The organism is Burkholderia lata, from assembly GCF_902499335.1.
Classification (GTDB): Bacteria; Pseudomonadota; Gammaproteobacteria; order Burkholderiales; family Burkholderiaceae; genus Burkholderia; species Burkholderia lata_B.
Genome location: NZ_CABVQK010000014.1, coordinates 125,941 through 146,413, shown reverse-complemented (window position 1 = coordinate 146,413; position 20,473 = coordinate 125,941). Strand labels below are relative to the sequence as shown.

16 protein-coding genes are annotated in these 20,473 nt (G+C 66.0%); 10 read left to right on the top strand and 6 right to left on the bottom strand.

Annotation, left to right across the window (positions count from 1 at the left end; all coding sequences use genetic code 11):
* Positions 1-203: 203 nt before the first annotated feature.
* The 4 genes from clpS to BCO18175_RS30565 all read left to right on the top strand — a co-directional run bounded on the left by clpS (position 204) and on the right by BCO18175_RS30565 (position 5,206).
* The gene (gene clpS, locus BCO18175_RS30580; RefSeq protein WP_006398529.1) at positions 204-518 is read left to right on the top strand and encodes an ATP-dependent Clp protease adapter ClpS; all 315 of its coding nucleotides are present in this window, start codon (positions 204-206) and stop codon (positions 516-518) included.
* The gene (gene clpA, locus BCO18175_RS30575) at positions 515-2,815 is read left to right on the top strand and encodes an ATP-dependent Clp protease ATP-binding subunit ClpA (protein WP_174967664.1); all 2,301 of its coding nucleotides are present in this window, start codon (positions 515-517) and stop codon (positions 2,813-2,815) included. The genes clpS and clpA overlap by 4 nt, the downstream gene beginning before the upstream one ends.
* 104 nt (positions 2,816-2,919) lie before the next feature.
* Positions 2,920-4,299 carry an amino acid permease gene (locus tag BCO18175_RS30570; RefSeq protein WP_174986432.1) on the top strand — a complete coding sequence of 460 codons (1,380 nt, stop codon included), beginning with the start codon at positions 2,920-2,922 and terminating at the stop codon, positions 4,297-4,299.
* 136 nt (positions 4,300-4,435) lie between these two features.
* Positions 4,436-5,206 (top strand): COG4705 family protein, encoded by a 771-nt coding sequence (locus tag BCO18175_RS30565; protein ID WP_174986431.1) that lies wholly within the window; start codon positions 4,436-4,438, stop codon positions 5,204-5,206.
* A 52-nt stretch (positions 5,207-5,258) separates the two neighbouring features.
* Here BCO18175_RS30565 and dut read toward each other — a convergent pair whose 3' ends face one another.
* The 5 genes from dut to BCO18175_RS30540 all read right to left on the bottom strand — a co-directional run bounded on the left by dut (position 5,259) and on the right by BCO18175_RS30540 (position 11,475).
* Complete coding sequence (dut, locus tag BCO18175_RS30560; RefSeq protein ID WP_174986430.1) at positions 5,259-5,705, bottom strand: dUTP diphosphatase; 447 nt, start codon at positions 5,703-5,705, stop codon at positions 5,259-5,261.
* A gap of 55 nt (positions 5,706-5,760) precedes the next feature.
* Positions 5,761-6,972, bottom strand: coding sequence for a bifunctional phosphopantothenoylcysteine decarboxylase/phosphopantothenate--cysteine ligase CoaBC (gene coaBC, locus BCO18175_RS30555; protein ID WP_174986429.1), 1,212 nt, complete (start codon positions 6,970-6,972; stop codon positions 5,761-5,763).
* Positions 6,973-7,039: 67 nt separating this feature from the next.
* The gene (gene lspA, locus BCO18175_RS30550; RefSeq protein ID WP_011352961.1) at positions 7,040-7,540 is read right to left on the bottom strand and encodes a signal peptidase II; all 501 of its coding nucleotides are present in this window, start codon (positions 7,538-7,540) and stop codon (positions 7,040-7,042) included.
* Positions 7,541-7,542: 2 nt separating this feature from the next.
* Positions 7,543-10,380, bottom strand: a complete 2,838-nt coding sequence (gene ileS / locus BCO18175_RS30545; RefSeq protein WP_174986428.1) for an isoleucine--tRNA ligase — start codon at positions 10,378-10,380, stop codon at positions 7,543-7,545.
* A 102-nt stretch (positions 10,381-10,482) separates the two neighbouring features.
* Entirely contained in the window at positions 10,483-11,475 is a 993-nt protein-coding gene (locus tag BCO18175_RS30540) for a bifunctional riboflavin kinase/FAD synthetase (RefSeq protein WP_174986427.1), read from the bottom strand.
* A 122-nt stretch (positions 11,476-11,597) separates the two neighbouring features.
* Between BCO18175_RS30540 and purN the strand changes: the two genes are divergently transcribed.
* The 6 genes from purN to nadC all read left to right on the top strand — a co-directional run bounded on the left by purN (position 11,598) and on the right by nadC (position 18,644).
* Complete coding sequence (purN, locus tag BCO18175_RS30535) at positions 11,598-12,260, top strand: phosphoribosylglycinamide formyltransferase (protein ID WP_174986424.1); 663 nt, start codon at positions 11,598-11,600, stop codon at positions 12,258-12,260.
* Positions 12,257-13,522, top strand: coding sequence for an RsmB/NOP family class I SAM-dependent RNA methyltransferase (locus BCO18175_RS30530; protein ID WP_174986422.1), 1,266 nt, complete (start codon positions 12,257-12,259; stop codon positions 13,520-13,522). The genes purN and BCO18175_RS30530 overlap by 4 nt, the downstream gene beginning before the upstream one ends.
* A gap of 18 nt (positions 13,523-13,540) precedes the next feature.
* Entirely contained in the window at positions 13,541-14,905 is a 1,365-nt protein-coding gene (locus BCO18175_RS30525; protein ID WP_174986420.1) for a mechanosensitive ion channel family protein, read from the top strand.
* 223 nt (positions 14,906-15,128) lie between these two features.
* Entirely contained in the window at positions 15,129-16,322 is a 1,194-nt protein-coding gene (locus BCO18175_RS30520) for a DesA family fatty acid desaturase (RefSeq protein ID WP_122946085.1), read from the top strand.
* Positions 16,323-16,626: 304 nt separating this feature from the next.
* The gene (gene nadA, locus BCO18175_RS30515; RefSeq protein ID WP_174986418.1) at positions 16,627-17,763 is read left to right on the top strand and encodes a quinolinate synthase NadA; all 1,137 of its coding nucleotides are present in this window, start codon (positions 16,627-16,629) and stop codon (positions 17,761-17,763) included.
* Positions 17,760-18,644, top strand: a complete 885-nt coding sequence (nadC, locus tag BCO18175_RS30510; protein WP_174986416.1) for a carboxylating nicotinate-nucleotide diphosphorylase — start codon at positions 17,760-17,762, stop codon at positions 18,642-18,644. Before nadA ends, nadC begins: the two co-directional genes overlap by 4 nt.
* A 91-nt stretch (positions 18,645-18,735) precedes the next feature.
* On the opposite strand, the gene nadB is transcribed toward nadC, so the two are convergent.
* Positions 18,736-20,322, bottom strand: coding sequence for an L-aspartate oxidase (gene nadB / locus BCO18175_RS30505; RefSeq protein WP_174917516.1), 1,587 nt, complete (start codon positions 20,320-20,322; stop codon positions 18,736-18,738).
* Positions 20,323-20,473 lie beyond the last annotated feature (151 nt).

Genomic DNA, 20,473 nt, shown 5'->3' with positions numbered 1-20,473 from the left:
GGGATACTGGATACGGATACGACGTTCCGGTGCTGTTCCCCCTGACGGTTCGTGTTCCGCGCCACGCGTGAAAGCCGGCACCGCAGCCGGCTTTCGTATGGCACGAAGAAGATCGCGTGTTCCGGGATTCCGGGGAGGGCGCCGGCCGGTCGGTCGGGTAATGGCAGGATTGCGGGCCTGTCCGAGTTGTTTAGAATGGGTGTATGGCGATTATCCCGGACAAGCAGGACAGCACCGTCCTGGAACGCAAGCAGCAGAAGCTCAAGCCGCCTTCGATGTACAAGGTGGTGCTGCTGAACGACGACTTCACGCCGATGGAATTCGTCGTGATGGTGGTCCAGGAGTATTTCAAGAAGGATCGCGAGACGGCCACGCAGATCATGCTGAAGGTCCATCGCGAAGGGCGAGGGGTTTGTGGGGTCTATACGCGGGACATCGCGTCGACCAAGGTTGAGCAAGTCGTTACCCATGCGCGGCAGGCCGGGCATCCGCTGCAGTGCGTGATGGAGGAAGCATGATTGCCCAGGAATTGGAAGTCAGCCTGCACATGGCGTTCATGGAAGCACGCCAGGCGCGCCATGAGTTCATTACGGTCGAGCATCTGCTGCTGGCCCTGCTGGATAATCCGACGGCAGCCGAGGTGTTGCGCGCGTGCGCGGCAAACATCGAGGATTTGCGTCAGAACCTGCGCAATTTCATCCACGACAACACACCTACCGTCCCGGGCACCGACGATGTCGATACCCAGCCGACGCTCGGTTTCCAGCGCGTGATCCAGCGCGCGATCATGCACGTCCAGTCGACGTCGAACGGCAAGAAGGAAGTCACCGGCGCGAACGTGCTGGTCGCGATCTTCGGCGAGAAGGATTCGCATGCCGTGTACTACCTGCAGCAGCAGGGCGTCACACGCCTCGACGTCGTGAACTTCATTTCGCACGGCATCGCGAAGACGAACAACGGCGAAGCCGCGAAGTCGTCCGACCCGAACGCCGAAAGCGAAGACGCGAATGCGCAGAAGGAAACGCCGCTCGCGCAATTCACGCAGAACCTGAACCAGATGGCGAAGGACGGCCGGATCGATCCGCTGATCGGTCGCGAGCCCGAGGTCGAGCGCGTGGTCCAGGTGCTGTGCCGTCGCCGCAAGAACAATCCGCTGCTCGTCGGCGAAGCCGGCGTCGGCAAGACCGCGATCGCGGAAGGGCTCGCCTATCGCATCACGCGCGGCGAAGTGCCGGACATCCTTGCGAACGCGCAGGTCTACTCGCTCGACATGGGCGCGCTGCTCGCGGGTACCAAGTACCGCGGCGATTTCGAGCAACGTCTGAAGACGGTGCTGAAGGAGCTGAAGGAGCGTCCGCACGCGATCCTGTTCATCGACGAGATCCATACGCTGATCGGTGCGGGTGCCGCGTCGGGCGGCACGCTCGATGCGTCGAACCTGCTGAAGCCGGCGCTGTCGTCGGGCGTGCTGAAGTGCATCGGCGCGACGACCTTCACCGAGTATCGCGGCATCTTCGAGAAGGATGCGGCGCTGTCGCGGCGGTTCCAGAAGGTCGACGTGACGGAGCCGACCGTCGAGCAGACGGTCGCGATCCTGCGCGGGCTGAAGTCGCGCTTCGAGGAGCATCACGGCGTCAAGTATTCGTCGGGTGCGCTGTCGGCTGCGGCCGAACTGTCGGCGCGCTTCATCACCGACCGTCACCTGCCGGACAAGGCGATCGACGTGATCGACGAAGCGGGCGCCGCCCAGCGCATCCTGCCGAAGTCGAAGCAGAAGAAGACGATCGGCAAGAGCGAGATCGAGGAAATCATCTCGAAGATCGCGCGCGTGCCGCCGCAGAGCGTGTCGCAGGACGATCGCAGCAAGCTGCAGACGCTCGACCGCGACCTGAAGAGCGTCGTGTTCGGCCAGGATCCGGCGATCGACGCGCTCGCGGCCTCGATCAAGATGGCGCGTGCTGGCCTCGGCAAGATGGACAAGCCGATCGGCGCGTTCCTGTTCTCCGGCCCGACGGGCGTCGGCAAGACCGAAGTGGCGCGCCAGCTCGCGTTCACGCTCGGCATCGAGCTGATCCGCTTCGACATGTCGGAATACATGGAGCGTCACGCGGTGAGCCGCCTGATCGGCGCGCCGCCGGGCTACGTCGGGTTCGACCAGGGCGGCCTGCTGACCGAAGCCGTCACGAAGAAGCCGCACTGCGTGCTGCTGCTCGATGAAATCGAGAAGGCGCATCCGGACATATTCAACGTGCTGCTCCAGGTGATGGATCACGGCACGCTGACGGACAACAACGGCCGCAAGGCGGATTTCCGCAACGTCATCATCATCATGACGACGAACGCGGGCGCCGAGTCGATGCAGAAGGCGACGATCGGCTTCACCACGCGCCGCGAGACGGGCGACGAGATGACCGACATCAAGCGCCTGTTCACGCCGGAGTTCCGCAACCGCCTGGATTCGATCATCAGCTTCCGCTCGCTCGATGAGGAAATCATCATGCGCGTGGTCGACAAGTTCCTGATCCAGCTCGAGGAACAGCTGCACGAGAAGAAGGTCGACGCGCTCTTCACCGACGCGTTGCGCAAGCATCTCGCGAAGCACGGCTTCGACCCGCTGATGGGTGCGCGGCCGATGCAGCGGCTGATCCAGGACACGATCCGGCGCGCGCTGGCTGACGAGTTGCTGTTCGGCAAGCTCGTCAACGGCGGCCACGTGACGGTCGATGTCGACGAAAACGACAAGGTGCTGTTGTCGTTCGACAAGCTGGCGAATCCGCCGCACAAGCCGAACGAAGAGGCTGTCGAAGTCGAGTAAGCGATAATCGGGTAGTTCATGCGAACGGCGCGGGATGTTTTCCGCGCCGTTTCGTTTTATCTGGCGCCGGCGGCGCGATGGTGGTGCAGGGGAGTGGCAACGCAGTGACACAACAACAACGGACGTTCGACGACATCGTCGCGCGCGAACAGGGTTTGCGCCATGCGCTGACGTCTGGGCAGATGGCGATGATCGCGATCGGCGGCGCGATCGGCACGGGGCTGTTCCTCGGCAGCGGGTTCGCGATCGGGCTCGCCGGCCCGAGCGTGCTGGTCTCGTATGCGATCGGCGCGCTGATCGCGCTGCTGCTGATGGGCGCGCTCGCGGAAATGACGGTCGCGCATCCGACGGCCGGCTCGTTCGGCGCGTATGCCGAGCACTATGTCGGCCCGCTGGCGGGATTCCTGGTGCGCTATGCGTACTGGTTCGCGGTCGTGTTCGCGATCGGCACCGAGATCAGCGCGATCGCCGTGTTCATGAGGTACTGGTTCCCGGCCGTGCCCGGCTGGTACTGGGTGATCGGCTTCTCCGCGCTGCTGATCGCCGTGAACCTCGCGAGCGTCACGCTGTACGGCACGGTCGAATACGCGTTCTCGCTGCTGAAGATCGCGGCGATCGTCGTGTTCATCGTGCTCGGCGCCTATCTCGTATGGTCGGCGCCGGCCGCATCGGGCATCGGTTTCGCGAACTACACCGCGCACGGCGGGTTCATGCCGAAGGGGCCGTGGGGCACCTGGGTCGCGGTGATCGTCGCGATCTTCAGCTACATGAGCATCGAAGCCGTCGCGATCGCGGCCGGCGAGGCGCGCGATCCGCAGCACGCGGTCACGCGCGCGTTCCGCTCGACCGTGTTCCGGCTCGTGCTGTTCTACCTGCTGACGCTGTCGCTGATGCTCGCGATCGTGCCGTGGACGCAGGCCGGCACCGACGAAAGCCCGTTCGTGAAGGTGATGGCCGCGACCCACGTGCCGTACGCGGCAGGCGTGATCAACTTCGTGCTGCTGATCGCGGCGCTGTCGGCGATGAACAGCCAGCTTTACGTGACGACGCGGATGATGTTCAGCCTGTCGCGCGCTCGGCTCGCGCCCGCGGTGTTCGGTCGGCTTGGCGCCAACGGCGTGCCGCGCGCGGCGCTGTGGATCTCGACGAGCGGTGTCGCGGTCGCGGCCGTGCTGGTCGCGCTGGCACCCGATACGGCGTTCACCGTGATGATGGCGATCGCGATGTTCGGCGCGCTGTTCACGTGGATGATGATCTTCGTCACGCACCTGCGCTTCCGTTCGCAGTATCGCGGCCCCGCGCTCTCATTTCGGATGTGGGGGCACCCGTTCGGCAGCCTGCTCGGTGCGGGCCTCGTCGCGGCGATCCTGTTCACGACCGCGTTCACGCGCGAATTCCGGATGACGATGGTGGTCGGCATCGTGTTTGTCGTGCTGCTGACGCTCGCGTACGCGCTGCATTACCGGCACGAACACGCTCGTTGACGGTAACGGTGCGCCCGCCCGCTGCGTTTTTCCGCTCGCTAAGGTTCCGTTAAGCCCGCGGCGACTACATTCGATCCTGTCTGCAAGGCAGGTCGGCCCGCGCCGGCCTGCCGCTATCCTGCAAAAAGGGGTTCGAATGAACAAACTGCCCGAAATCACGCTCGCGTTCTGGATCATGAAGATCTGCGCGACGACGCTCGGCGAAACCGGCGGCGACCTGCTGTCGATGACGCTGAACGTCGGCTACGCGGTGAGCTCGATCCTGCTGTTCGGTTTCTTTCTCGTGACGCTGGGCGCACAGCTCAGGACGACGCGTTACCGTCCGGCCATCTACTGGGCCGTGATCGTCGCGACGAGCACGGCCGGCACGACGATGTCCGACTTCATGGACCGCACGCTCGGCCTCGGCTATGCGGCCGGCTCGTCGATCCTCGTCGCGATCCTGCTGGCCATCTTCGCGGTGTGGCGCCTCAGCGGCGAATCGCTGTCGGTCGACCTGATCCGCACGCGCAAGGTCGAGCTGCTGTACTGGATCGCGATCCTGTTCTCGAACACGCTCGGCACCGCGCTCGGCGACTTCCTCGCGGACAGCTCGGGGCTCGGTTTCGGCGGCGGCGCGCTGCTGATCGGCGGGCTGCTCGCGGTGATCGTGCTGGCGCACTATTTCACGCGAATCTCGGGCGTGCTGCTGTTCTGGGCCGCGTTCGTGCTCACGCGTCCGTTCGGCGCGACGGTCGGCGACTTGCTGACGAAGCCGGTTGCGAAGGGCGGCCTCGCGCTCGGCACGGTCGGGTCGTCGGCCGTGCTGCTCGGCGTGCTGGTCGCGCTGGTGATCTACGCGATCGCGGCCCAGGCGCGGCAGCGCGACCTGATGCCCGCGCGGATCGCGCAAGCCGTCGAGGAATGACGGCGAAGGAAATGAAAAAGGGGCCGCGAGGCCCCTTTTTTTGTTGTGTCGTTCAGTGACGGCCGGTGCTACCGAAGCCGCCCTCGCCACGATCGCTTTCGGCGAAGTCGTCGACGATGTTGAACTGCGCCTGCACGACCGGCACGATCACGAGCTGGGCGAGCCGTTCGAACGGATTCAGCGCGAACTCGGTCTGGCCGCGGTTCCACGTCGAGATCATCAGCTGGCCCTGGTAGTCGGAATCGATCAGGCCGACGAGGTTGCCGAGCACGATGCCGTGCTTGTGGCCGAGGCCCGAGCGCGGCAGGATCAGCGCTGCGTAGCCGGGATCGGCGAGATGGATCGCGAGGCCGGTCGGCACGAGTGCCGTTTCGCCCGGCCGCAGCGTCAGCGGCGCATCGAGGCATGCACGCAGGTCGAGGCCCGCGCTGCCGGTGGTCGCATAGGCGGGCAGGTAGTCGCGCATGCGCGCGTCGAGAATCTTCAGGTCGAGTTTCATGCGGTCGTCGAGTGGAGCGGGAAGGGCGCGGCGGCGACGGCCGCCGCGCGGGAGATCAGATCAGGCGGTTGTCGGGCAGGCGCTTCGCGATTTCCGCGACGAGCGTGTGCGCGAGCTCGTCCTTCGGTGCTCGCGGCAGGCGCGTGAGGCCGGCGGCCTCGAACAGCACGACTTCGTTGTCGTCGCGACCGAACGTCAGCGGGCCGAGGTTGCCGACCAGCAGCGGCACGTTCTTGCGCTTGCGCTTCTCGTCACCGTGCACGTCGAGGTCGCCGCTTTCGGCCGCGAAGCCGACGCAGAACGGCGGATCGGGCAGCGCCGCGACCGACGCGAGGATATCGGGATTCTCGACGAACGCAAGCGTGGGCACCTTGTGGTCGGCCGTCTTCTTCATCTTGTGCTCGGCCGGCTGGGCGACGCGCCAGTCGGCGACCGCAGCCACCGCGATGAAGATGTCGGCATCGGCGACGGCATGCATGACCGCGTCGTACATCTGCTGGGCAGTCTGCACGTCCTGGCGGTAGACGCCCCACGGCGTGTCGAGTGCCACCGGCCCCGCGACGAGATGCACGTCGGCGCCGGCCTGCTGCGCGGCGCGCGCGAGCGCGAAGCCCATCTTGCCGCTCGAGCGGTTCGTGAGGCCGCGCACCGGGTCGAGCGGTTCGAACGTCGGGCCAGCCGTGATCAGCACGCGCCGGTGCGCGAGCACCTTCGGCGCGAAATGCGCGACGATCGCTTCATAGATCGCCTCGGGCTCGAGCATCCGGCCGTCGCCGACTTCGCCGCACGCCTGCGCGCCCGAATCCGGGCCGAGCACCGACACGCCGTCCGCGCGCAGTTGCGCGGCGTTGCGCTGGGTGGCCGGGTTCTGCCACATCTGGCGGTTCATTGCGGGAACGACGAGCAGCGGGCAATCGCGCGCGACGCACAGCGTCGACAGCAGGTCGTCCGCGAATCCGTGCGCGAGCTTCGCGAGGAAGTCTGTCGACGCGGGCGCGATCACGATCGCGTCGGCTTCGCGTGACAGGTCGATGTGCGCCATGTTGTTGTCGATGCGCGCGTCCCACTGGCTCGTGTAGACGGGCCGGCCCGACAGCGCCTGCATCGTGACTGGCGTGATGAACTGGGTAGCGGCTTCGGTCATCGCGACCTGGACGGTCGCGCCGGCCTTCGTGAGCAGCCGCGTGAGCTCGGCGATCTTGTAGCAGGCGATGCCGCCCGTCAGGCCGAGAACGAGGTGTTTTCCAGCGAGTTCTGCGTGTGCCAACTCAGGCCTCCAAGGGTCGAACGGAACGGCCGGCGCGAAGCCGGCCGTCGACGCCGAGTATGCGCGCTTAGCGGGAGCCGCGCACGCGACGCAGTTCGTCGTAGATCAGCAGCACTGCACCGACCGTGATCGCGGAATCGGCGAGGTTGAACGCCGGGAAGTGCCAGGCGCCGAGATGGAAATCGAGGAAGTCGATCACGTGGCCGTAGACGAGCCGGTCGATCACGTTGCCGAGTGCGCCGCCGAGGATCATTGCGAGCGACAGGCTGAACAGCCGTTGCTGGCCGTGACGCTTCAGCAGGAAGCAGATCACGAGCGTCGCGGCGATGCCGAGCGCGGTGAACGCCCAGCGCTGCCAGCCGCCCGCGGTCGACAGGAAGCCGAACGCGGCGCCGCGGTTGTACACCAGCACGAGGTTGAAGAACGACGTCAGCTCGTGCTGTGCGCCGTACACGAACGTTTTCAGGATCGCGATCTTCGACAGCTGGTCGAACAGGATCACGATCAGCGAAATGCCGAGCCAGGGCGCAAGCGCGCCGCTGGCCGGTTTCGACAGGGTTTTCGCCATAGTTAAGCAGCGCTCCGGATTTCGCCGTTTTCGAACAGGTTGGAGAAGCAGCGGCCGCACAGCGTCGGATGATCGGCATGCGCGCCGACATCTTCACGGTAGTGCCAGCAGCGCTCGCACTTCTGGTACTTCGACGCGGCCACGTCGACGCTTTCCTGTGCTTCGTCGTCGACCTTGACGACCGTCGCCGCCGACGTGATCAGCACGAACTTCAGATCGTCGCCGAGGCTCGTGAGTGCGTCGTAGCGTGCGCCGCTCGCATGCACGGCGACTTCGGCCTGCAGCGACGAACCGATGCGGTTCGCGGTGCGCGCTTCTTCGAGCGCCTTCGTCACGTTGCCGCGCACATCACGCAGCAGCGCCCACTTCTCGATCAGCGCGGCCGAGCCGGCGACTTCCGGATACGCGTAGTAGGTTTCCGTGTAGATCGTGTCGCTGGCCGGCTGGAACACCTTCCACGCTTCTTCCGCCGTGAACGACAGGAACGGCGCGAGCACGCGCAGCAGGCCGTGCGTCAGGTGGTACAGCGCCGTCTGCGCGGAGCGGCGTGCGCGCGAATCGGCCGCGCTCGTGTACAGGCGGTCCTTCAGCACGTCGAGGTAGAAGCCGCCGAGATCTTCCGAGCAGTACGTCTGCAGCTTCGCGACCACCGGGTGGAATTCGTACTTCTCGTAGTGGCCGAGCAGCTCCGTCTGCAGTTGCTGCGAGAACGCGACCGCGTAACGGTCGATCTCGAGCCATTCGTCGACCGGCACCGCGTGCTGCGCGAAGTCGAAGTCCGACAGGTTCGCGAGCAGGAAGCGCAGCGTGTTGCGGATACGGCGATAGCCTTCCGTCACGCGCTTCAGGATTTCCTCGGAGATCGCGAGCTCGCCCGAGTAGTCGGTCGAGGCGATCCACAGGCGGATGATTTCCGCGCCGAGGCGGTTCGCGACTTCATGCGGGTCGATGCCGTTGCCGAGCGACTTGCTCATCTTGCGGCCTTCGCCGTCGACCGTGAAGCCGTGCGTGAGCAGGCCCTTGTACGGCGCGCGGCCGTCGATCATCGACGCCGTGAGCAGCGACGAGTGGAACCAGCCGCGGTGCTGGTCCGAGCCTTCGAGGTAGAGGTCGGCCGGGAACTGCAGCTGGTCCTTGTGCGAGCCGCGCAGCACGTGCCAGTGCGTCGTGCCCGAATCGAACCACACGTCGAGCGTGTCGCGGTTCTTTTCGTAGAGGTTCGCGTCGTCGCCGATCAGCTCGCGCGGGTCGAGCGTCTGCCATGCTTCGATGCCCGACTGCTCGACGCGCTTCGCGACTTCCTCGAGCAGCTCGAGCGTGCGCGGGTGCAGCTCGCCGGTTTCCTTGTGCACGAAGAACGCCATCGGCACGCCCCACTGGCGCTGGCGCGACAGCGTCCAGTCGGGACGGTTCGCGATCATGCTGAACAGGCGCTGCTTGCCCCACGACGGGTAGAACGCGGTCGCGTCGATGCCTTCGAGCGCCGTTTCGCGCAGCGTCTTGCCGTTGTCGCGCGGCGTCACGTCCATGCCGGCGAACCACTGCGACGTCGCGCGGTAGATGATCGCCGTCTTGTGGCGCCAGCAGTGCATGTAGCTGTGCGTGTACTTCTCGCTGCGCAGCAGCGAGCCGGCCGCGTTCAGCGCGTCGACGATCTTCGGGTTCGCGTCCCAGATCGACAGGCCGCCGAACAGCGGCAGCGATTCGATATAGCGGCCGTCGCCCATCACCGGGTTGATGAAGTCCGAGTCGGTCATCCCGTGCGCCTTGCAGGACACGAAGTCCTCGATACCGTATGCGGGCGACGAGTGCACGACGCCGGTACCCGTGTCGGTCGTCACGTAGTCGCCGAGGTAGACGGGCGCGGTGCGCTTGTAGCCCGGGTGGGCCGACGCGAGCGGGTGGTGGAAGCGCAGGTTCGCGAGCTTCACGCCCGGCGTGGTCGCAACGACGCGACCCGTCAGCTTGAAGTCGGTCATGCAGGCTTCGACGCGCTCTTCCGCGATGATCAGCAGCCCGCGCTCGGTGTCGACCAGCGCGTAGACGATTTCCGGATGGAGGTTCAGCGCCTGGTTCGCCGGGATCGTCCACGGCGTGGTGGTCCAGATCACGATGCCGCCTTCGGCGCGCGGCAGGGCCGGCAGGCCGAACGCCTGCGCGGTCTTTTCAGGTTCCGCGAACGCGAACATCACGTCGATCGTCGGGTCGGTGCGGTCCTTGTACTCGACTTCCGCTTCCGCGAGCGCCGAGCCGCAGTCGAAGCACCAGTTCACCGGCTTCAGCCCGCGATACACGTAGCCCTTCTCGAGGATCTTGCCGAGCGCGCGGATCTCTTCCGCCTCGTTGACGAAGTTCATCGTCTTGTACGGATTGGCCCAGTCGCCGAGCACGCCGAGGCGCTTGAAGCCGACCTTCTGCTTCTCGATCTGCTCGGTCGCGTACGCGCGCGCCTTGCTCATCACTTCGGCCGCCGGCAGCGACTTGCCGAACTGCTTCTCGATCTGGATCTCGATCGGCATCCCGTGGCAATCCCAGCCCGGCACGTACGGTGCGTCGAAGCCGGCCATGTTGCGCGACTTGACGACGATGTCCTTCAGGATCTTGTTGACCGCGTGGCCGAGGTGGATGTCGCCGTTCGCATACGGCGGGCCGTCGTGCAGGATGAACTTCGGACGGCCTGCGCTGGCCGCGCGGATCTTCTCGTAGATGCCGCGCTCCTCCCATTCCTTGACCCACTGCGGCTCGCGCTTGGGCAGGTCGCCGCGCATCGGGAACGGCGTGTCGAGCAGGTTGACCGGATACTTGGCCTGCGGTTTCGAATCGGCTTTCTTGTTGCTCATGATGGGATCGCTATCTAAATCGAGGGACGCACGAGCGTCGTGAATCGGGGATGCGCGCGAGTGGGCGGCGCGAGGGTGCGGCGCCAGGCGCCGCCGTCCGGATCAGCTAATTCGGTCGGTGGCCGACGTCGAGAAGCCCGTGGCGCGGCTGCCCGGCGCACGGTCGCGCTCGATGAAATACGCACGCGCATTCGCGACGTCCAGCGCGATCGCGCGCGACAGCGCCTCGAGATCGTCGAATTTCGCCTCGTCGCGCAGCTTCTTCAGGAATTCGACGCGGATGAGCTTGCCGTACGCGTCGCCGTGCCAGTCGAGCAGGTGGACTTCGAGCAGCACGCGGCCCGAATCGTCGACCGTCGGGCGCAGGCCGAGGCTGGCGACGCCCGGCAGCGGGGCGGGGCCGAGGCCGTGCACCTGCACGACGAAGATGCCTGCAAGCGCCGGCCGCTTGTGTGCGATCGGCAGGTTCAGCGTCGGGAAGCCGAGGTCGCGGCCGAGCTTCAGCCCGTGTGCGACGTGGCCGCTGATCGCGTAGCCGTGGCCGAGCGCCTGCGCGGCCGCGTCGAGATCGCCGGTGGCGAGCGCGGCGCGCACGCCCGAGCTCGAGATGCGCGTGCCGTCGCTGCCGGCTACCGTACCCATCTGCTCGACCTCGAAGCCGTACTGCGCGCCGGCCGCCCGCAGCGTGTCGAAGGTGCCCGCGCGTTTCGCGCCGTAGCAGAAATCGTCGCCGACCATCATCCAGCGCGTGTGCAGCCCGTTCACCAGCGTGCGTTCGACGAACGCCTGCGGCGACTGGCTCGCGAACGTGTGGTTGAAGTGCTCGACGACCACGCGGTCGACGCCGTGATCGCGCAGCGCCTCGAGCTTGTCGCGCAGCATCGCGATGCGCGGCGGCGCGCCGGCCGGGTTGAAGAATTCACGCGGGTGCGGCTCGAACGTCATCACGCACACGGGCAGGCCGCGCGCGTCCGCTGCCGCGCGCACGCGCGCGAGCAGGGCCTGGTGGCCGCGATGGACACCGTCGAAGTTGCCGATCGTCAGCGCGCACGGGGCGCGGCTCTCGGCGTTGGGCAGGCCGCGGAAGACTTTCACGATAGCGGATGCAGCGTCGGGGAATGGGCGGTGGGATGCCGCAAAGCAGAAGATTATAAACGTTCGGGCGGGTCGGCGGCCGAGAAGGGGGGAAACGCGGGGGCGAATGGTAAAATTCGCGAATGAAAAAACTCGTGATCCTGATTTCCGGTCGCGGCAGCAACATGGAGGCCATCGTCCGCGCGTGCGCGCAGGAACGCTGGCCGGCCGAGATTGCCGCCGTGATCGCCAACCGGCCCGATGCGGCCGGGCTGGCTTTTGCCGCGTCGCACGGGGTGGCGACGGCGGTGGTCGACCACCGGTCGTTCGACGACCGCGACAGCTTCGACGCGGCGCTCGCCGCCGAGATCGACCGTTTCGCGCCCGATCTCGTTGTCCTCGCCGGCTTCATGCGCATCCTCACGCCCGCATTCGTCAGACGATACGAAGGCCGGCTGCTGAACGTCCATCCGTCGCTGCTGCCGAGCTTCAAGGGCATCCACACGCATCAGCAGGCGCTCGACGCGGGCGTGGCGCTGCATGGCGCGAGCGTGCATTTCGTGATTCCCGAGCTCGACAGCGGCGCGATCGTCGCGCAGGGCGCGGTGCCCGTGCGCGCGGGCGACGACGCGACCGCGCTCGCGCAGCGCGTGCTGACGGTCGAGCACGTGCTGTATCCGCGCGCGGTGCGCTGGTTCGTCGAGGGGCGTCTGCGCCTCGAGAACGGCCGTGCAGTGGTGGCGCCGGAAGAGGCGCGCTGGATTTTCGCGGATCAACCGCATACCGAAACGAGTGAGGGCGTATGAAGCTGCACGGATTCCTGATCGGCCAGACCGAAACTTTGCTGGCCGAGGTGCTGAAGTTCGCCGGCCCCGCCGACGCGACGACGAGCCGGTTCTTCCGCGCGCACCCGAAGCTCGGGCATGCCGAGCGCGGCGTGATCGCCGAAGCCGTGTTCGCGGTGCTGCGCCGGAAAATGGAGTTTTCGCACCTCGCCGAGAGCGGCACGGGCACGCCGGCGCGGCGCCTCACGCTGCTCGGCCTGATGCAGACGGCCGGCCGCAACGCGCTGAAGCCGTTCCTGTCCGACACCGAGTCCGCGTGGCTCGAGCACGTGTCGAAGATCGACCCGGCGAGCCTGCCGGTGCGCATTCGCACGAACCTGCCCGACTGGATCCACCAGGCGTTGTCGGCCCGTTTCGATGCCGACGAGCTCGCGCAGCTCGCGGCCGCGCTGAACTACCCGGCGCCGCTCGACCTGCGTGCCAATGTGCAGAAGGCCAGCCGTGATCAGGTCATCGACGGGTTGCGCGCGGAAGGCATCGATGCGGGCGCGACGCCGTTTTCGCCGTTCGGCGTGCGCGTGGTCGGCAAGCCGGCGCTGACGCGCCTGCGGCTGTTCGAGGAAGGCGCGATCGAGGTGCAGGACGAAGGCAGCCAGCTGCTGTGCTCGCTGGTCGCGCCGCGCCGCGGCGAGATGGTCGTCGATTTCTGCGCCGGTGCGGGCGGCAAGACGCTCGCGCTGGGCGCGATGATGCGCTCGACCGGGCGCCTCTATGCGTTCGACGTGTCGGAAAAGCGCCTCGCGAAGCTGAAGCCGCGCCTCGCGCGCAGCGGGCTGTCGAACGTGAACCCGGTGCTGATCGACAGCGAACACGATGCGAAGATCAAGCGGCTCGCCGGCAAGATCGACCGCGTGCTGGTCGATGCGCCGTGCAGCGGCCTCGGCACGCTGCGCCGCAATCCTGACCTGAAGTGGCGCCAGTCGCGCACGGCGATCGACGAGCTGACGCCGAAGCAGGCGTCGATCCTCGCGAGCGCCGCGCGTCTCGTGAAGAAGGGCGGCCGGCTCGTCTACGCGACCTGCAGCGTGCTCGACGCCGAGAACGAACGCATCGTCGAACAGTTCCTGGCCGACCATCCCGAGTTCGTGCTGGTGCCGGCGCAGAAGGTGCTGGAAGACCAGCGCATCGAACTCGAGACGGGCGATTACCTGTCGCTGTGGCCGCATCGTCACGCGACCGACGGTTTCTTCGCCGCGGTGCTCGAACGGCGCGCCGCGCAGTAACGGCTGCCCGGACGGACGATGGAAAATCTGCAGAGCCGCCTGCTGTCGCACCGGCTGGCATCGGTCATTCGTGACTTCCACCAGCCGGTGATGATCTGGCAGGCGGCGATCCTCATCGGCGCGCTGTGCTTCGCGTGGGTGACCGCGCGCTTCGTGCACGGCCGCATCGATGCACGCCGCCGGGCGGCGGGCCGCGCACCCGGCGCGGGCGCGCAAAGCCTGAAGCGCGCGTTGTTCCCGTTGTTCGGTAGCGTGTTCGTCGGTGCTGCGCAGCTCGCGTTAGACCCGTTCATGTCGACGTCACTGCTGTCGCTCGCGCTCGTGCCGCTGTTCGGCATCGGGCTGATCTACGTGCTGTTCTTCTTTGCGCGGCGCGTGTTCGCGCGCGACGGCCACACGCATGCGTGGCTGTCGATCGTCGAGAAAATCGTGTCGACCGTCGTGTGGGCCGCGATGGTGCTGACCGTGCTCGGCATCCAGCGCGACGTGCTCGGCTGGCTCGACAGCGTGCAGTTCCGTGTCGCCAATGCGCACCTCACGCTGCTGTCGGTGATTTCCGGCGCGCTGTGGGTGTGCGTGACGCTGATGGTCGCGATGTGGCTCGGCTCGGTGCTCGAGGATCGCCTCACGCGCGCGAGCACGCTCGACGCGAACCTGAAGGTCGTGCTGTCGCGGGTTGGCCGCGCGCTGCTCGTGTTCGCGGCGATCCTGATCGGGCTGTCGCTGGTCGGTATCGACGTGACGGTGCTCGGTGTGTTCGGCGGTGCGGTGGGTGTCGGCCTCGGTTTCGGGCTGCAGAAGATCGCCAGCAACTACGTGTCGGGCTTCATCATCCTGCTCGACCGCTCGCTGCGGCTCGGCGACGCGATCAGCGTCGGCGGGCTGCAGGGCGTCGTCACGCAGATTCGCACGCGCTATACGGTCGTGCGCGGCCTCGACGGCAACGAGACGCTGATCCCGAACGAGAAGCTGATCACCGACGTCGTGCAGAACCAGTCGTCATACCTGACGCGCGGTTATGCGAAGGTCGCGGTGCAGGTCGCGTACACGAGCGATGTCGAGCATGCGCTCACGCTGCTCGCCGATGCAGCGAAAGGCGTGCCGCGCGTGCTGGCGGAGCCGGCTCCGACCCCGTATCTGGTGAGTTTCGGTGCGGACGGGATCGACCTGGAGCTTGGTTTCTGGATCGAGGATTCGGCGAAAGGCACGTCCGGCGTGCGTTCGACCGTGAACCGCAACATCTGGCGCCTGTTCAGCGAGCACGGGATTTCGATTCCGTTCCCGCAGCGCGAAGTGCGCGTCGTCGGGTTGCCCGACGGCTTTCCTGCCGCTGGCGCGGCGGCCGGCAACGGCGCGGTGGACGGACACGTACCGGCTGCGTAGGGTACGCCGGTCGCCAATCGTATCGACCCCGCGGTCGGAACCGGATCGCGGGCCTTTCCAAGTCCGCCCATGGACTGCGCTTGTTGCGTCAGGGCAAGAAAATATTCATTTTTTACAAAGACTTGGAACGGTTGAAGTAAAATTCTGGTCTACACGCGGTATGCTTTCATTTTTCTGACGCTTGGCGCGGGCCGGCGTCGCTCTCTCTTCACAGGTAACTGCCTTGTTGAATTCCCTGCTCGATTTTCTTTCCCACGGGCTCCTGCATTTTTCGTGGTGGCAGGTTGCGCTGTTCGCGCTCGCCGTCACGCACGTCACGATCATCGGCGTGACGGTCTACCTGCATCGTTGCCAGGCGCACCGCGCGCTTGAGCTGCATCCGATCGCGAGCCACTTCTTCCGCCTCTGGCTGTGGATGACGACCGGCATGCTGACGGGCCAGTGGGCCGCGATTCACCGCAAGCACCACGCGAAGTGCGAGACCGAAGAAGATCCGCACAGCCCGCAGACGCGCGGCATCTGGAAGGTGTTCCTCGAGGGCGCCGAGCTGTATCGCGCGGAAGCGAAGAACGAAGAGACGATGCGCAAGTTCGGGCACGGCACGCCGAACGACTGGGTCGAACGCAATGTCTATTCGAAGTACCCGATTCTCGGCATCAGCATGATGATGGTGATCGACGTCGCGCTGTTCGGCGTGATCGGCCTGACCGTGTGGGCCGTGCAGATGGTCTGGATTCCGTTCTGGGCGGCTGGCGTCGTCAACGGTTTCGGTCACTTCTGGGGCTATCGCAACTTCAACTCGGCCGACGCGAGCACGAACCTGTTCCCGTGGGGCATCGTGATCGGCGGCGAAGAGCTGCACAACAACCACCACACGTTCGCGACGTCGGCGAAGCTGTCGAACAAGTGGTACGAGTTCGACATCGGCTGGATGTACATCCGCATCATGTCGGCATTCGGTCTCGCGAAGGTGAAGAAGGTCGCGCCGACGCCGCGCCTGAACAAGCCGAAGACGGTGCTCGACCAGGAAACGCTGCAGGCCGTGCTGTCGAACCGCTACGAAGTGATGGCGCGCTACGGCAAGGCCGTGAAGCGTGCGTACCGTCAGGAGCTTGCGCACCTGAAGGAAATCGGCGGCGAGAAGTACCAGATGATGCGCGGCGCGCGCAAGTGGTTCCACAAGGATGCCGACGGCCTCGACGAGCCGCAGAAGAAGCTGCTGCCGGAAATCTTCGCGAACAGCCAGAAGCTGCAAACGTACTTCCAGCTGCGCCAGGATCTCGCCGCGATCTGGGATCGTTCGACCGCATCGCGCGAACAGCTTCTCGCGCAATTGCAGGATTGGTGCCATCGCGCAGAACAAAGCGGCATCAAGGCGCTGCAGGAATTCGCGACGCGCCTGCGCCGCTACGCCTGATTCGAAATCGATTAGAATCTAAGGACGTCAAAAACCCCGCGTTGGCGGGGTTTTTTATTTGGTCCGCCGGTTTTTGAAGGGTGTTCGGCAGGGCCGGATTTGTATGAGGCTTGGGGCAGCGTGGAAGTGTTGTTCCGGGGCGAGATCAGGGGATGGGATCGGAGTTGGCGTTAATGCGCTAACTCGGATCGACCGCGAAGCATGGGGTGGGACTAAGCGCTAAAGCGCTAACTCCCACCGACCGCGAAGCATGGGACCCGAGTAAGCGCTAAAGCGCTAACTCGGGTCGACAGGAGATATGGAGATGCAATCGACGATCAAACCCGTCGAGTACGACCGGCCCGTTGCAGCTGGGACCGTGTGCGGCGTGGGGCAGGCATGGGCCAAGGTGCCCGATGCACCGTCCGCCGAAGAGCGGGTCGCGCTGAAGGAGCGCATCAAGGCATTGCTCGTGCGTGAAAAAGCCGTGCTGGTCGCACACTACTACGTCGACGCCGAGTTGCAGGAGCTCGCCGACGAAACCGGCGGTTGTGTCGCCGATTCGCTCGAAATGGCCCGCTTCGGCCGTGACCACGATGCGCAGACGCTGATCGTCGCCGGCGTGCGCTTCATGGGCGAAACCGCGAAGATCCTGAGCCCGAACAAACGAATCCTGATGCCCGACCTCGACGCGACCTGTTCGCTCGACCTCGGCTGCCCCGTAGACGAATTCTCGGCGTTCTGCGACGCGCATCCCGACCGCACCGTCGTCGTCTACGCCAATACCAGCGCCGCCGTGAAGGCGCGCGCGGACTGGATGGTCACGTCGTCGATCGGCCTCGAGATCGTGGCCGACCTGCATGCGCGCGGCGAGAAGATCATCTGGGCGCCGGATCGCCATCTCGGCAGCTATATCCAGAAGAAGACCGGCGCGGACATGCTGCTGTGGCAAGGCTCGTGCCTCGTCCACGACGAATTCAAGGGCATCGAACTCGACTTGCTGCGCGCCGAATATCCGGATGCGAAGGTGCTGGTCCACCCCGAATCGCCGGAAAACGTCGTCGCGCAGGCCGATGTGGTCGGCTCGACCACGCAGCTGATCGACGCGGCGGTCAAGTTCGACGCGACGCGCTTCATCGTCGCGACCGATCTCGGCATCCTGCACAAGATGCAGCTTGCGGCACCCGGCAAGACCTTCATCGCCGCACCGACGGCCGGCAACAGCGCCACCTGCAAGAGCTGCGCGCACTGCCCGTGGATGGCGATGAACGGCCTCGCGAACCTTGCCGACGTGCTCGAACGCGGTCACAACGAGATCTTCGTCGATCCGGCGATCGGCGAGCGCGCACGCCTGCCGATCGACCGGATGCTCGATTTCGCCGCCGCGCACAAGAAGCGCGTGCAGGCGAGCGGCGATCTGCAGCGTGACCAGCAACTGTTTGCGAACGTGGGGGCTGCATGACGAGCTCCGCAGTATCCCCGCTGTTCAACATCGTCCGCGAGCAATACGGCGCGGCATTCGACGACGCGATTACGCGCAACGTGGCCGATGCGATCGCGGAAGACGTCGGCACCGGCGACCAGACCGGGCGGCTCGTACCCGCCGGCGGGCGTCGCCGTGCCCGCATCATCGTGCGCGAGGAAGCCGTGCTGTGCGGTGTGCCCTGGTTCGAGGCCGTGATCGCCCGGATCGATCCGGCGATCGCCGTGCAATGGCGCTATCGCGAAGGCGACCGGATGACGCCTGATTCGACCGTTTGCGAACTCGAAGGGCCGGCGCGTGCGCTGCTGACCGCCGAGCGCAACGGGCTGAACTTCCTGCAACTGCTGTCGGGTGTCGCGACCGCGACGCGTCGTTACGTCGATCGCGTCGAAGGCACGCGCACGAAGATCCTCGATACGCGCAAGACGCTGCCGGGCCTGCGGCTCGCGCAGAAGTATGCGGTGCGCGTCGGCGGCGGCGAGAACCAGCGTCTCGCGCTGTATGACGGCATCCTGATCAAGGAAAACCACATCGCGGCGGCAGGCGGTGTCGGCGAGGCGCTCGACGCGGCGTTCGCGCTGGAGTCGGGCGTGCCCGTGCAGGTCGAAGTCGAGACGCTTGCGCAACTCGAGACGGCGCTCGCGCATCGCGCGCTGTCGGTGCTGCTCGACAACTTCACGCTCGACATGATGCGCGAAGCGGTGCGCGTGGCGAACGGCAAGGCCGTGCTCGAAGTGTCCGGCGGTGTCAATTTCGATACGGTGCGCGCGTTCGCGGAAACGGGTGTCGACCGCATCTCGATCGGTGCGCTGACGAAGGACGTGCGCGCGACCGACTATTCGATGCGGATCGTCGACTGACCGAACGCCGTCGATCAGACAAAAAAGCCGTTGGCGCGCAAACGCCAACGGCTTTTTTCCTGTGCGGCCGCAGCCGGGAAGGGCGTGCCGGTCAGCGACGCGCGCGCGGCGTGAGCACGCTCGGCAGCGCCTTCGGCAGCGAATTCGGCCAGTCGCGGCTGTAGTGCAGCCCGCGGCTTTCGCGGCGCGAGTGTGCGCTCTTCACGATCAGCGTTGCCACGTCGACGAGGTTGCGCAGTTCGAGCAGGTCGCGCGTCACGCGGAAGTTCGCGTAGTACTCCTGGATCTCGTCGCGCAGCAGCGACAACCGATGCTTCGCGCGTTCGAGGCGCTTGTCGGTGCGCACGATGCCGACGTAGTTCCACATCAGGCGGCGCAACTCGTCCCAGTTGTGTGCAACGACGACTTCCTCGTCTGCATCCGACACGCGGCTTTCGTCCCACGCGGGCAGCGTGGCCGGTGTTTCGGCGTCGAAGCCGGCTGCCTCGATCGCCTCGGCCGCGGCGCGGCCGATCACGAGACATTCGAGCAGCGAGTTGCTTGCGAGCCGGTTCGCGCCGTGGAGCCCCGTGTACGACGTTTCGCCGACCGCATACAGGCCCGCGAGATCGGTGCGCCCGGCGAGGTCGGTAACGACGCCGCCGCACGTGTAGTGCGCGGCCGGCACGACGGGAATCGGCTCTTTCGCGATGTCGATGCCGAATTCGAGACAGCGCGCGTGGATCGTCGGGAAGTGCTCGCGCAGGAACGCTTCCGGCTGATGGCTGATATCGAGATACACGCAGTCGATCCCGCGCTTCTTGATCTCGAAGTCGATCGCGCGCGCGACGATGTCGCGCGGCGCGAGTTCGGCGCGCGGATCGTGCGCGGGCATGAAGCGCGTGCCGTCGGGCAGTTTCAGCAGGCCGCCTTCGCCGCGCACGGCTTCCGAAATCAGGAACGACTTCGCATACGGATGGAACAGGCAGGTCGGGTGGAACTGGATGAATTCCATGTTCGACACACGGCAGCCCGCGCGCCACGCCATCGCGATGCCGTCGCCGGTCGCGGTGTCGGGGTTCGTCGTGTACAGGTAGACCTTGCCGGCGCCGCCCGTTGCGAGCACCGTATGCGGCGCTTCGATCGTGATCGTGCGGTCGTTGTCGACGTCGAGCGCATACAGGCCGTGGCAGCGGCGGCCGGGCAGGCCGAGCCGGTCCGACGTGATCAGGTCGATCGCGTGGTGGTTCTCGAAGAACGTGATGTTCGGATGCTGGCGCGCACGCTCGGACAGCGTCGCGAGCACCGCATGGCCGGTCGCGTCGGCCGCATGGATGATCCGGCGGTGGCTGTGGCCGCCTTCGCGCGTGAGGTGGAAGCCGAGCTCGGCCGCGTCGTCCTTCGTGAACGGCACGCCCTGCGAGATCAGCCATTCGATCGCTTCGCGGCCGTGCTCGACGATATAGCGCGTCGCGCCTTCGTCGCATAGGCCGCCACCGGCAACCAGCGTGTCGTCGACATGGTTCTCGATGCTGTCCGCCGAATCGAGGACAGCCGCGATGCCGCCTTGCGCGTTATCGCTCGCGCCCTCCATCATCGACCGTTTCGCGATCAGCGCGACACGTCGCGTGCTGGCCAGGTTGAGTGCGACCGACAGTCCTGCCAGGCCGCTGCCGACGATCGCCACGTCGAATTTCATGCTGCATCTCCATCGTTACGCTTTTGATCTTGTGCGTTCCGGCGGCCGTGGCCGCGGAAAGGGGAGAGCATACCGCGTCGCGCCGGAGCGTGCGCGCAAAACAAAAAGCCCCGCAGGTGCGGGGCTTTTCGGTCGCCGTCAGGCTGGCAGA

Coding starts and splice junctions, on each gene's coding strand:
- clpS (WP_006398529.1), top strand. CDS start 204: ATGGCGATTATCCCGGACAAGCAGGACAGCACCGTCCTGGAACGCAAG.
- clpA (WP_174967664.1), top strand. CDS start 515: ATGATTGCCCAGGAATTGGAAGTCAGCCTGCACATGGCGTTCATGGAA.
- BCO18175_RS30565 (WP_174986431.1), top strand. CDS start 4,436: ATGAACAAACTGCCCGAAATCACGCTCGCGTTCTGGATCATGAAGATC.
- dut (WP_174986430.1), bottom strand. CDS start 5,705: ATGAAACTCGACCTGAAGATTCTCGACGCGCGCATGCGCGACTACCTG.
- lspA (WP_011352961.1), bottom strand. CDS start 7,540: ATGGCGAAAACCCTGTCGAAACCGGCCAGCGGCGCGCTTGCGCCCTGG.
- ileS (WP_174986428.1), bottom strand. CDS start 10,380: ATGAGCAACAAGAAAGCCGATTCGAAACCGCAGGCCAAGTATCCGGTC.
- purN (WP_174986424.1), top strand. CDS start 11,598: ATGAAAAAACTCGTGATCCTGATTTCCGGTCGCGGCAGCAACATGGAG.
- BCO18175_RS30530 (WP_174986422.1), top strand. CDS start 12,257: ATGAAGCTGCACGGATTCCTGATCGGCCAGACCGAAACTTTGCTGGCC.
- BCO18175_RS30525 (WP_174986420.1), top strand. CDS start 13,541: ATGGAAAATCTGCAGAGCCGCCTGCTGTCGCACCGGCTGGCATCGGTC.
- nadA (WP_174986418.1), top strand. CDS start 16,627: ATGCAATCGACGATCAAACCCGTCGAGTACGACCGGCCCGTTGCAGCT.
- nadC (WP_174986416.1), top strand. CDS start 17,760: ATGACGAGCTCCGCAGTATCCCCGCTGTTCAACATCGTCCGCGAGCAA.
- nadB (WP_174917516.1), bottom strand. CDS start 20,322: ATGAAATTCGACGTGGCGATCGTCGGCAGCGGCCTGGCAGGACTGTCG.